Source organism: Kribbella sp., from assembly GCF_035655035.1.
Classification (GTDB): domain Bacteria; phylum Actinomycetota; class Actinomycetes; order Propionibacteriales; family Kribbellaceae; genus Kribbella.
On record NZ_DASRVN010000045.1, the window covers coordinates 1 to 11,703 of the forward strand.

Below are 11,703 nucleotides of genomic sequence, written 5' to 3' on the forward strand. Positions count from 1 at the left end.
GAAGCTGACCTTCTGGAGGCCGAGGTTCGTCCGGAGCTGGTTCGCGATCGCCTGCAGCACCTTCTCGTTCGTCGGGTCCTGGTAGGTGTAGAGCGTCATCGGGCCGTTCCAGCCGCCGGCCGCCTGCAGCGCGGCCTTCGCCTGCTGCGGGTCGTACTTGCAGGCATCGCACTTCGCCTCACCGCCGCCGGTGAGCGTCGGCGGCGCCAGGCCGGTGGCGGCCTTCGCGTTGCCGGCCAGCAGCGACTTGACGATCGCGTCCCGGTCGATCGCCATCGAGATCGCCTTGCGCAGCTGCGGATTCGCGAACCGGCTGTCGTACAAGGGGAAGCTCAGGTACACGACGGCCGGGTACTGGACGTCGACGACCTGGCTCGGGGTGTCCTTCTTGGCCTTCGACAGGTCCGCGCCGTCCAGCAGCGCGAGGTCGATCGTGCCGGCCTGGAAGTCGGTGTAGATCGCGCCGGTCTGCTGGTACACGTGCAGGTCGATGCCGCTGGCAAGGGCTTTGGTGCCGCCGTACCCGTCGTAGCGCTCGAGCTTGATGTCCTGCGCGCCGGTGTCCCAGCCGCTGGTCTTGAACGGGCCGTTCCCGATCGGGTGCGTGCCGAAGTTCTTCAGGTCCTTGGCCGCGCTCGCCGGGAGCGGCGCGAACGTGGTCGAGGACAGGATGTACGGCAGCAGCGCGTTCGGTTTGACCAGCGTGACCTTCAGCGTGGACTTGTCGACGACGTGGACGCCGGACAACGTCTTCGCGGCCGGCTTGCCCTTCGGCGGGTTCATCGCGGCGTACCCGGCGAAGATCGAGGTGGACGCGTTGTTGGTCAGCGCGTTGGCACCGAGCGCGGTCGCGTTCCAGGAATCCGCGAACGACTGCGCGGTCACCGGAGTACCGTCCTGGAAGGTCCAGCCGGACTTGAGCTTGATCGTCCAGGTGGTGTTGTCGGCCGACTCGATCGAGTCCGCGACCAGCATCTCGAGCTTGCCGCTCTGCCCGTCGACCCTGGTCAGCGGCGACCAGATCGCGTAGTCGACGTAGCTGCTGCCGGAGCTGCCCGGAGTCAGGTTCTGCACGAAGAACGCCGGGATGCCGACGGAGAAGCTCTTGTCCCCGTCGGAGGCCGAACTCTTCCCGGCGCAGGCGGCGAGCACCAGCATCGAGCAGGCCGCGAGTACGGCGACCACGCGCCGCCGCACACGGGCCGCGGAACTGGCGGGAATTCCGGTCATCAGGGGCCTCCAGGGGATCGGTCTGCCCCATCCTGGGCGGCATCGCGAACAGGCAGCCTTATCGGGCAGGTCAGATTCGCCGGGGTGATGTTGTCGAGATCGACAGCCTCAAAGCGGGGTCGATCCGGACAGGATGCAGACCATGACGATGCTGGCAATCCGTGGTGCCACCGTGGTCCCGATCGACGGACCACCGATCCCGGGCGGGACGGTGCTGATCGACGCCAGGCGGATCGTGGCCGTGGGCGCCGCGGTCGACGTACCGGAAGGCGCCACCGTCGTCGACGCCCGCGGCCGCTGGGTGCTGCCAGGGCTGGTCGACGCGCACACCCACATGGGCACGCTCGAGGAGGGCGAGGGCTGGGCGGGTGACGACCACGACGAGGCGACCACCCCGGTGACCGCGCAACTGCGCGCGCTGGACGCGATCAACCCGGCGGACGAAGGGTTCCGGGATGCGGTCGGCGGCGGCGTGCTCGCGGTCGGGATCAACCCCGGCTCGTGCAACCCGATCGCGGGCGAGACCGTCGCGGTCCGCTGCACCGGCCGGACCGTGGACGAGATGGTGCTGCGCTCCCCCGCCGGGATGAAGTCCGCGCTCGGCGAGAACCCGAAGCGGTACCACGGTGACGCGGGCCGGCTGCCGGCCACCCGGATGGGCATCGCCGCGGTGATCCGGCAGGCGCTGGCCGAGGCCCGGCAGTACGACGGTACGCCGGTCGACCTCGGCAAGGAGGCGCTCGGGCGGGTATTGCGGCGGGAGATCCCGTGGCGGCAGCACTGCCATCGCGCGGACGACATCCGGACCGCGGTCCGGCTGGCCGACGAGTTCGGCTACGACCTGGTGATCGACCACGGCACCGAGGCGCACCTGGTCGCGGAACTCCTTGCCGAGCGCAACATCCCGGTGCTGCTCGGCCCGCTGATCGTCGGCCGCGGAAAGGTCGAGCTCCGGAACCGGGCGTTCCGCAACGCACGGCTGCTCGCCGAGGCCGGCATCGAGCTCTCGCTGGTCACCGACCACCCGGTGATCCCGGCGAACCTGCTGATCGTCCAGGCCGCGTACGCCGTCCGCGAAGGGCTCGACCGCGACGTCGCGCTGCGCGCCGTCACGCTCAACCCCGCCCGCGCGCTGGGGATCGCGGACCGGCTGGGATCCCTTGCCCCGGGCAAAGACGCCGACCTGTGCGTCTGGTCCGGCGACCCGCTCGACCCGATGCAGCGCGTCGAACTCGCGTACCAGCAGGGCCGCGAGGTGTTCCGCTGGAACAACGAACGCCGCGTCGGCACGATCAACGGCCGCGACTGGTGGGCCTGACCAACGAACGCCCCGCGGTAGGCGGCGTTCTACGTGCCGAACGCCCAGCGGAGTTCGGTGGGGAGTTCGGCGAGCCAGCAGTTCAGGTCGTGGCCGCCGTTGTACTCGCGGTAGACGACCTCGTCGGCGGACTGCTCGAGGGCGGCCGCGAGGCGCTGGGTCTGCGGGATCATCCAATCCCCCTCCTGCAGGCCGACATCCAGACAGAACCGCACCGGCAACTCCCGGCCGACCTGCCGCAGCAGGTACTCGGGCTCCTCGCCCGGCGGGCTCCACCAGAACGATCCCGACTGGGCGATCACCGTCCCGAACACATCCGGCCGCCGCACCCCGGCGAACACCGACGCCAGACCCCCGTAGCTCTTTCCCGAAATCACCGTCCGCCGCGGATCCCCCGTCGCCCCGGTCCGCTTCCGCGCCCACGGCAACAACTCGTCCGTAAGAAACTGCAGAAACCCTTCATTGCAAGGCAACTCGCGAGCCCTTGTCGTGAAGTCGACACTGTCCGGCAGTACGGCGACCAGCGGCGGCAACTCCCCCGCGGCGACCAGGTTGTCGAGCGTCGGGAAGATCGGCAACGCCTCGTTCCAGTCCCGCCCGTCCAGCAACACGAGCAGCGCCGGATCCGGTCCCTGGACGGCCGACTCCCAGAGCCAGACGGTCCGCTCGTTCCCCAGCACCTCCGACGCGACGGTCGTCTCGCGGATCGCGCCCCGCGGTACGGCGGCTCGCGGCGCGCACCAGTCCCGCGGCGTCGCCCGGTCGAGCGCGAAGGTGGAGAAGCGCTGCGGCGGACTCACCGGATCGCCCGCGACACCCGGAAGCGTGAACGGCGACCGGTTGAGCGGGTCCGGTACGAACGTCGCCGCCCGCGCCACGGCTTCCGGCGTACCGGCGGCGGCCAGCGGCTCCAAGGAATCGCCCGGCGAGAGCACGTAACGCGCCCGGTGATCGGCCCGGACCACGTAGGTGCGGAACCAGACGTCCGTACCGTCCAGCCGCTCCAACTGGTTGTCCGGGATCTCCCACCACAACGCGGGTCCGCCGATCACCGCGACCGTGTCGACCGGCCGTTCCTCCTTCCACAGGAACGTGACCAGCCGCTGCTCCTCGTCGTACGGCTCGATCAACGGCGTGCCGGTCAGCGCCACCTCGGCCCAGAAACGCGCCAGTACGCCGGGACCTCCGGCAAGGTCCGAGCGGAGCTGCTCGATGCGCGGGCTAACGGGCACGGGTCAGGTGGTCGGCGGTCGCGACCAACGCGGCGTACTGCGACGCGACCAGCGAGCCGATCGGGATCTGCACCATCGACGCCGCCTCCGCCGCGTCCGCGAGCCAGTCGTCGTACTGCGCGGCCAGCCGCCGCTGCGCCGCCCGGATCGCCGGCGTCGCGTTGCCGATGGCAACCTCTCCGTCGAGGGCCCGGAGCAACATTCCGGCGTACCGGAGGCGGAACATGTGTACCGAGTCCCGGACCGAAGCCAGCTCGGCGACCGTCGCGGGTCGCTGTGCCTCCGGCTCCGCCGCGCGCTTCTCGATCCCGTCCGGCGACGGCGCCAGCGCCCGCGCGTAGTACCGGCTGGCCCGGACGAACGCCGACCCCGCGGTCAGCTCGTCCCCGGTCGCGGCCAGGATCTCCTCCATCCACCCCACCAGCTCACGGAACCCGGCCGCCTGTTCGCGCAGGACCTCGGAGTACGACGTGGTGGTCGGCGACGCGTCGCTCACCCGCGCGTCGTCCCAGTGCGGCAACTCGCTCAGCAGCGTCAGCGTGCCGTACGGGCGGGTGTACGAGTGGCTGCTGTTCCCGCCGAACTTCTCCGGCAACGGGTCCTCGTGCTCGACGTAGTAGTCGTACATCGACTCGATGTCCGGCATCCGGAAGATCCCGTCGGCGAACCGCTCGATCGACGGCGACTCGGGCTCACCGCGATCCAGGCTCAGCCCCAGCCGCTCCGGGATCTCCTGCAGTACGCCGTGCAGCTCGGGCTCGGGCCGCGACAGGTAGTAGTACGCGCCGCCGACCTCGGTGTTGTGCAGCGAACACATCAGCTGCGGCCGGACCTGGTCGATCACCCGCATCAGCGCGGCCGTCTCCGGCAGCACCTCGTCGAAGTACGCCGTCTTGTAGTCGAGCGGGAAGGTCCACTCGATCTGCTCGTCGCCGGCCGGTCGGTAGAAGTTCCGCGCGTAGTGCTCGCGGGTGAACGGGCCTTTGAGCCAGCCCTCGTTCAGCCGGAGCCCGTCGGGGTCGATACACGCGACGATGTGCCAGCGATGCCCGAGCCGTTCCCGCAGTCCGTCGTCCGTGCAGAGCCGGCGGGCCAGATGCAGCGCGGTCAGGCCGCCGATCGGCTCGTTCGGATGCGGCAGCCCGAACACCAGCGCGTCCGGGCCGGTCGAGCCGATCGTCAGGCAAAACAGCGGGTCGCCGAGCCGGGAGGTCCCGATCCGGCGCAACGAGGTCAGTGCGGGGTGGAGATCGTGCAGGCGGGTCAGGTCCGCGACGAGCTCGTCGGCGGTACTGAACACCGCGATCTCCGGGACGGATTGCAGCTCGGTCTCCAGCCAGGCAGGCAGCACCCGGGTCGCCTCCTCGATCGTCCGGACGGGCCTCTCATGGTGGGTCGGCGGACCTCGCGAGAGCCTTGGTCCAGCCCACCAGATTGCGCGATCGCTTTGTCGGATCCGACAAAGCGATCCCGGCCAGGAGGTCTATTCTCGCTGTATGCACGGTCGGTCCAGCCCGGAGACGTCGATCCCGTCGGCGACCTTTGTCGTGCCCGTCGAACCACCCGCCGACGCGCCGGACCGCACCCTGGACCGGATCGTGGAGAATCTCGGCCCGCACGCGCTGCACGTGATCACCGCCGGCGGCCGGTTGTCCGACCACGTCCGCGAGGTCGTCGTCCACGGACCCGGCGAGCCGCTGCCGCCCGCCGACGCGGGCATCCTGCTGCTCACCGGAAGCCCGTCGGCCAAGGCCGTCGACGCCGTCCATGACGCCAGGGCGGCCGGCTACCGAGCCGTTGTAGTGAAGGCGTTCGGCGACGATCTGACCCGGCTCGCCCAGGCCGCCGACGAGACCGGGGTCGCGCTGCTGACCACTCCGGACGAGATGGCCTGGCGGCACCTCGACGCGTTGATCAGCTCCAGCAAGGCGCCCGCGTTCTCCGATGCCACCGACCGGTTCGCCGCGATCGGGCTCGGCGACCTGTTCGCGCTGGCGAACGCGATCGCCACCTCGGTCGGCGGCGCGATCACGATCGAGGACCCGACCGGCCGGGTGATCGCGTACTCGAACCTCCCGCACCAGGAGATCGACGAGATCCGCCGGCTCGGCATCCTCGGCCGGCAGACCCCGGACCGGCCGACGAACTACGAGGAGTACCAGGCGGTGCTGCGCTCGGAGAGCCCGGTGTACTTCGAGAGCCCCGCGCCGGAGTACGCGAGCCGGATGGCGATCGCGGTCCGGGCCGGCACCGAGGCACTCGGGCTGATCTGGGTGCTGACCGACCGGCCGCCGGTGGTCGCCCGCGCCGAACTCGTGCTGGCCGACGCCGCCCGGGCGACCACGCTGCACCTGCTCCGGGCCCGCGGGCAACGCGATCCCGAGCGGGCCCGGCGTACCGAGGCACTCCGGCTGCTGCTCGACGGCGCGGTCGCGCCGCGCAGCGCCGCGGCCCAGCTCGGTATCAAGCCGGACACGTCGAGCATCGTGCTGGTGATCGCGCCGGTCGGCGACGACGTCGAGCCGATCCTGGCCGCGTCCCGGATCGTCGACCTGGTCACGCTGTACTGCGAGGCGTGGCACTCGAGCGCCTTGTGTGTCACGGATTCCGGCGTCGTCTACGCGCTGCTCCCGACCCGGACCACCGACGAGCCGTCCCCGCGGTTGCTCAAGCTGGCCGACGATCTGGCGGCGACGATCCAGCGCTCCGGGCATCTCGACGTACTGGTCGGCATCGGGTCCTGCGCCGCCGGGCTCGCCGACGTACCGGAGTCGCGGGCGATGGCGGACCGGGTGCTCGCGGTGCTCAGCGGGCGGTCCTCCCGCGGCGAACCCACGCCGCGGGTCGCGAGCGTCGAACAGGTGCGGACCGAGGTCGTACTGCGGATGGTCGCGAACCAGGGCGCCGCCGTCGAGGGGCAGTTGCTCGGGCCGGTGCGCGCGATTCGTGAGCACGATCAGCTGCACGGGACGGAGTACGCCGAGAGTCTGCTGACGTACCTGAGCTCGTTCGGGGACGCGGTCCGGGCCGCCGAGGCGCTGAACATCCACGAGAACACCATGCGGTACCGGATCCGGCGGATCGAGACGATGTTCGACCTGTCGCTCGAGGACGGCGACCAGATCCTCGCCACCTGGCTGCAACTCCGCCTCCTCCGCCTGATCGACTGACCCGCGGGCTGATCGGGTGGCCTGTCGGGTCCGACAACAGGCGGGGGGCAATCGTTGCCCGCGCGACAAAGCCGGGGCCGGTGCCGGAAACCTACGGTTCTCGCATGCTGGAGAACCCCGCTTACGCCCTGACCGACCCCGCCCGCATCCAGGACCTCGTCACCCGTCACTCCTGGGTCACCCTGGTCAGCCACCTCCCAACCGGGCTGGTGGTCTCCCACGCCCCGATCCTCCTCGAACCCGACCAGTCGATCGTCGGCCACCTCGCCCGTACGGACGCCGACGGCCACGAACTCGGCCGGCACGAGGTCGTCGTCATCGTCCAAGGCCCACACGGCTACATCACCCCCGACTGGTACGCCGGCGGCCCGTACGTCCCGACCTGGAACTTCGTCGTCTGCCACCTGTACGGCCGTCCCGACCTGCTCACCGCCGACGAGACGTACGACGTGCTCAGCCGGACCGTCGACCACTACGAGCAGGCGCGACCGAACCCGTTCCGGCTCGACCAGGTGACGGAGTACGCCCAACGGCTCGCCCCGCACACCACCGGGTTCCGGCTGGTGCCGTCCCGCGTGGTCGCGAAAGCCAAGCTGAGCCAGGACAAACCCGCAGCCGACCAGGCCGGAGTGCTGGCCGGACTCGACGCGGACCCGGTGCACGGCAACCCGGAACTCGCCGCGACCATGCGCTCCTACGGGGTCGGCCAATGACCGCGAAGCCGATCGTTCTGCGGCAGATCCGGCTCGGCAGCGACGGCCCGATTGTCGACGTGCGGATTGTCGACAATCGACTTTCTGCCATCGGCGACCTGGTCCCGGAGACCGGCGACGAGGTGCTGTACCACCGCGGCGCCACACTCCTCCCCGGCTTGATCGACGGCCACGTGCACACCGCGCAATGGGCCGAACGGCGCCGCCGGATCGACGTCCAGCGCGCCCGGTCGGCGACCGAGGCCGTCGAACTCGTGTCCGCCGCGCTGCGGGACCGTCCGCCGCTGTCGGCAGGCGATGTCGTGATGGCACACGGTTTCCGCGACGGCCTGTGGACGACCCCACCGCACAAGGATCTGCTCGAGTCGGCGTTGCCCGGCGTACGGGTCGCGGTGATCAGCCAGGACCTGCACGCGATCTGGTTGAGCCCCGCCCTGCTCAAACACCTCGGCCGCGAGGACGAGACCGGCGTACTGCGGGAGCAGGACTGCATCCAGGTGAACTACGAACTGTCCCGCAACGTACCGCCCGAACTCGTCGACCGCTGGGTCCTCGAGGCCACCCGCGCCGCCGCCCGCCGCGGCATCACCTCGATCATCGACTTCGAGTACGCCGACAACCGCGCCGACTGGCTGCGCCGCTCGGAACAGGGACCGGTGCCGGTGCGGGTGAAGACCTCGATCTGGCGGCCCTGGCTGGACGAGGCGATCGAACTCGGGCTGCGCACCGGTCACCCGGTGCCGGGCGGTCACGGCCTGATCGAGGTCGGGCCGTTCAAGCTGGTCGCCGACGGCTCGCTGAACACCAGGACGGCGTACTGCCACGACCCGTACCCGGAAGCCGACGCCGGGGAGCAGCACGGGCTGTTGCTGATCGACGAAGAAGACCTGGTCTCGCTGATGACGCTTGCCGCTGGCAACGGCCTCGACCCCGCCGTGCACGCGATCGGCGATCACGCGAACACCATCGCGCTGAACGCGTTCGACCGGGTCGGCTGCCGCGGCCGGATCGAGCACGCCCAACTGGTCAGGCCCGACGACGCGGCCAGGTTCGCCCGGCCGGGCCTGATCACGTCGATCCAGCCGCAGCACGCGATGAGCGATCGCGACGTCGCCGATCGGCACTGGCCGGACCGGTCCGCGTTCCCGTACGGCTCGCTGCTCCGGGCCGGGGCGACACTCGAGCTCGGATCCGACGCCCCGGTTGCCGAACCCGATCCCTGGCACGCGATCGCCGACGCCGTACACCGCACCGACGACGACCGGCCGCCGTGGCACGTCGAGCAGGCGATCCCCCTGCACGCCGCCCTCCGGGCCGCAACTGGTGGCCGGCGGCAACTCAGCGTTGGCGACCCCGCCGATCTCGTGCTGGTCCCCGCCGACCCCGCGACGTTGTCCAACGCCGACCTGCGCGCATTGCCTGTACTGGCAACGCTGGTGGCCGGCAGGGTGACCTTCCTTGCCGATGATTTCGGTAACGAATAAACTGATGTAACAGGTGATGCAGATTAACTGAGGTTACGCAAACCTCAGTTCGGCAAGGCTCACCTCAGTGCGGAAGGGAAGTTCTGATGACCGCGGAAGTCGTGGAACCCGAGATCCACCACTCCCATCGCGACGTCACCGGCGGCTGGCTGCGGCCCGCGACGTTCGGCGTGATGGACGGCCTGGTGTCGAACTTCGCGCTGGTCGCCGGTGTCGTCGGCGGCGGCGCGACCGGCAAGGTCGTCCTGATGACCGGCCTGGCCGGGCTGGTGGCCGGTGCCTGTTCGATGGCGTCCGGCGAGTTCACCTCGGTGTCGTCCCAGGCCGAGCTGATGCAGGCCGAGATCGCCGTCGAGAAGCGTGAGCTGGAGATCCACCCGGTCGAGGAGGAGCGCGAGCTCGCGCTGATGTACGAGGCCAAGGGACTCCGGCCCGAGCTGGCCGCCGAGGTGGCCCGCGAGCTGACGGCCAACCCCGAGGTCGCGCTCGACGTACACGTCCGCGAGGAGCTCGGCGTCGACCCCAACGACCTGCCCTCGCCGTGGGTCGCGGCCGGTTCGTCGTTCGCCGCGTTCGCGGTCGGTGCGCTGATCCCGCTGATCCCGTTCGTCTTCGGCGCCGGCAGCATCCTGCCCGCGCTGCTGCTGAGCGCGCTCGGCCTGGTCGTCACCGGCGGCATCGTCGGCAAGATCACCGCGCGCCCGTTCTGGTACGGCGGTGGCCGTCAACTGCTGCTCGGCGGGCTGTCGGCGGCCGTGACGTTCGCCATCGGTCTCGCGGTCGGGACCGGGCTGTCCTAGTAACCTGGTCTGATGGCGACCCGACGTACCACCAAGAAGCCGGAGAGCTGGCTCCTGCTGATCTACAAGGTGCCCAGCGACTCCTCGCGGGCCCGGGTGGCGGTGTGGCGGGAACTGAAACGGCTCGGCGGGTTCTACGTCCAGCAGGCGGTCTGCGTACTGCCCGACCGCGAGGAGCTGCGCGCCGGGATGGAGAAGGTGCGGGCGCGGGTGACCGAGCTCGGCGGGTCGAGCGTGTTCCTGACGCTCACCGACGTGGAGGACGACGTCCGGCAGCAGTTCGCCGACGGCTTCCTCGACCAGTCGGCCAAGGAGTACGCCGAGATCGTCGAGGAGTGCGACACCAAGTTCGTCAAGGAGATCGAGTTCGAGCGGTTCCGGGAGAACTACACGTTCGAGGAGGCCGAGGAGATCCGGCAGGACCTGGAGAAACTCCGCCGCTGGCTGGCCAAGGTCGAGGGCCGCGACTGGATGGGTGCCGACGGCAAGGACCTCGCCCGCAGCAAGGTCGCCGACTGCGAACGCCTCCTGGAGGAGTTCGAAGCCGACGTCTACGACCGCACCGAAGGCGAAGCCTGACCTCAGCTCCCCCGAAGACCCGGCCGGCGGACGTTCGGCCGGGTCTTGGCGTTTCGTTGACACCTCGATACTGTGTAACTATCGTTTCGTGCAGCATATGTTTCATTCGCAGTGGAGGATGTGAGAGATGGACGCGGCAACGTGGGGACTGATCATCGCGACGTTCGTCGCGTGTTTCGTGGAAATGGTGGAGGCCACCACGATCGTCATGGCGATGGGGTACACCCGCGGCTGGCGGTCGGCGATGGCCGGAACGTTCGCGGCGCTGGCCGTGCTCGCCGTGGTCACCCTGGCGGCCGGGTACGCGCTGGCGACCTGGCTGCCGGAGTCGGCGCTGCAGCTCGCGATCGGCGGCCTGCTGCTGATCTTCGGCCTGCAGTGGCTGCGGAAGGCGATCCTCAGATCGTCCGGACGCAAGTCCGTGCACGACGAGGACGCGATCTACCGCGAGGAGGTCGAGGCGGCCAAGGCGGCCGGTGAGTCCAAGGGCGGCATCGACCTGTTCGGCTTCATGGTCTCGTTCAAGGGCGTGTTCCTGGAGGGCATGGAGGTCGTGTTCATCGTGCTCACCTTCGGCCTGAACGCGAAGAACATCCCGGTCGCCGCGGGCGGCGCCGCGGCCGCCGTGGTCGTCGTGCTCGCGATCGCCGTCGCGCTCCGCCGGCCGCTGTCGATGATCAACGAGAACCTGCTCAAGTACGGCGTCGGCCTGCTGCTCGCGTCCTTCGGGACGTACTGGTCGGTCGAGGGCATCGGCATCTTCCGGCACGGCCGGGAGAGCCTCAACTGGCCGGGCCACGACCTGATGATCCTGGTCCTGATCGCCGCCTGGCTGGTGCTCAGCCGGGTCTTCATCGCGATCCTCCGCAAGCCCGCCGTCGCGGCCCCCGTCGTTCCCGTGGAGGTGCAGAAGTGAAGTATCTGAAGGCCTTCGGCCAGTTCTGGTACGACTTCATCATCGGCGACGACTGGAAGATCGCCGCCGCGGTCGTCACGACGCTCGCCGTGCTGGTGGTCGTGATGCTCACCGGCGCGCTGAACGACACCGCGCTCACGCTGCTCGGCGGCGTCCTGGTAATCGCCGCGTTCAGCATCAGCCTGGCGATCGACGTCCGGAAGAAGTAACCGGCACCCTCTTGCATCTCCTTCCGGTATCCCGAAGACTTTTCCTGGATAC

General features: G+C 69.8%; 11 protein-coding genes. 8 read left to right on the plus strand and 3 right to left on the minus strand.

Features of this window, described 5'->3' with window-relative positions:
• A partial coding sequence (locus tag VFF46_RS03110) for an ABC transporter substrate-binding protein (protein WP_325035463.1) occupies nucleotides 1-1,230 on the minus strand: 1,230 nt, incomplete at its 3' end.
• A 142-nt stretch (nucleotides 1,231-1,372) separates the two neighbouring features.
• On the opposite strand from VFF46_RS03110, the gene VFF46_RS03115 reads away from it, so the two are divergent.
• Nucleotides 1,373-2,548, plus strand: coding sequence for an amidohydrolase (locus tag VFF46_RS03115; RefSeq protein WP_325035464.1), 1,176 nt, complete (start codon nucleotides 1,373-1,375; stop codon nucleotides 2,546-2,548).
• 29 nt (nucleotides 2,549-2,577) lie between these two features.
• Here VFF46_RS03115 and fes read toward each other — a convergent pair whose 3' ends face one another.
• Nucleotides 2,578-3,780 (minus strand): enterochelin esterase, encoded by a 1,203-nt coding sequence (fes, locus tag VFF46_RS03120; protein ID WP_325035465.1) that lies wholly within the window; start codon nucleotides 3,778-3,780, stop codon nucleotides 2,578-2,580.
• The gene (locus tag VFF46_RS03125; RefSeq protein ID WP_325035466.1) at nucleotides 3,770-5,131 is read right to left on the minus strand and encodes a M14 family zinc carboxypeptidase; all 1,362 of its coding nucleotides are present in this window, start codon (nucleotides 5,129-5,131) and stop codon (nucleotides 3,770-3,772) included. Before VFF46_RS03125 ends, fes begins: the two co-directional genes overlap by 11 nt.
• Before the next feature lie 145 nt (nucleotides 5,132-5,276).
• Here VFF46_RS03125 and VFF46_RS03130 point away from each other — a divergent pair, with 145 nt between their 5' ends.
• From VFF46_RS03130 to VFF46_RS03160, 7 genes are all read left to right on the plus strand, one after another.
• On the plus strand, nucleotides 5,277-6,950 hold the full coding sequence (locus tag VFF46_RS03130; protein ID WP_325035467.1) for a helix-turn-helix domain-containing protein: 1,674 nt from the start codon (nucleotides 5,277-5,279) through the stop codon (nucleotides 6,948-6,950).
• A 104-nt stretch (nucleotides 6,951-7,054) separates the two neighbouring features.
• Nucleotides 7,055-7,663, plus strand: coding sequence for an FMN-binding negative transcriptional regulator (locus VFF46_RS03135; RefSeq protein ID WP_325035468.1), 609 nt, complete (start codon nucleotides 7,055-7,057; stop codon nucleotides 7,661-7,663).
• A complete protein-coding gene (locus VFF46_RS03140) occupies nucleotides 7,660-9,147 on the plus strand; it encodes an amidohydrolase (protein WP_325035469.1) in 1,488 nt (495 codons plus the stop codon). Before VFF46_RS03135 ends, VFF46_RS03140 begins: the two co-directional genes overlap by 4 nt.
• A gap of 86 nt (nucleotides 9,148-9,233) precedes the next feature.
• Entirely contained in the window at nucleotides 9,234-9,947 is a 714-nt protein-coding gene (locus VFF46_RS03145) for a VIT1/CCC1 transporter family protein (RefSeq protein WP_325035470.1), read from the plus strand.
• Between the two features lie 12 nt (nucleotides 9,948-9,959).
• Nucleotides 9,960-10,526 carry a Chromate resistance protein ChrB gene (locus tag VFF46_RS03150; protein WP_325035471.1) on the plus strand — a complete coding sequence of 189 codons (567 nt, stop codon included), beginning with the start codon at nucleotides 9,960-9,962 and terminating at the stop codon, nucleotides 10,524-10,526.
• Between the two features lie 127 nt (nucleotides 10,527-10,653).
• Complete coding sequence (locus VFF46_RS03155; RefSeq protein ID WP_325035472.1) at nucleotides 10,654-11,442, plus strand: hypothetical protein; 789 nt, start codon at nucleotides 10,654-10,656, stop codon at nucleotides 11,440-11,442.
• Nucleotides 11,439-11,651: a hypothetical protein gene (locus tag VFF46_RS03160; protein WP_325035473.1), complete on the plus strand. Its 213-nt coding sequence runs from the start codon at nucleotides 11,439-11,441 to the stop codon at nucleotides 11,649-11,651. The genes VFF46_RS03155 and VFF46_RS03160 overlap by 4 nt, the downstream gene beginning before the upstream one ends.
• Nucleotides 11,652-11,703: the final 52 nt, after the last annotated feature.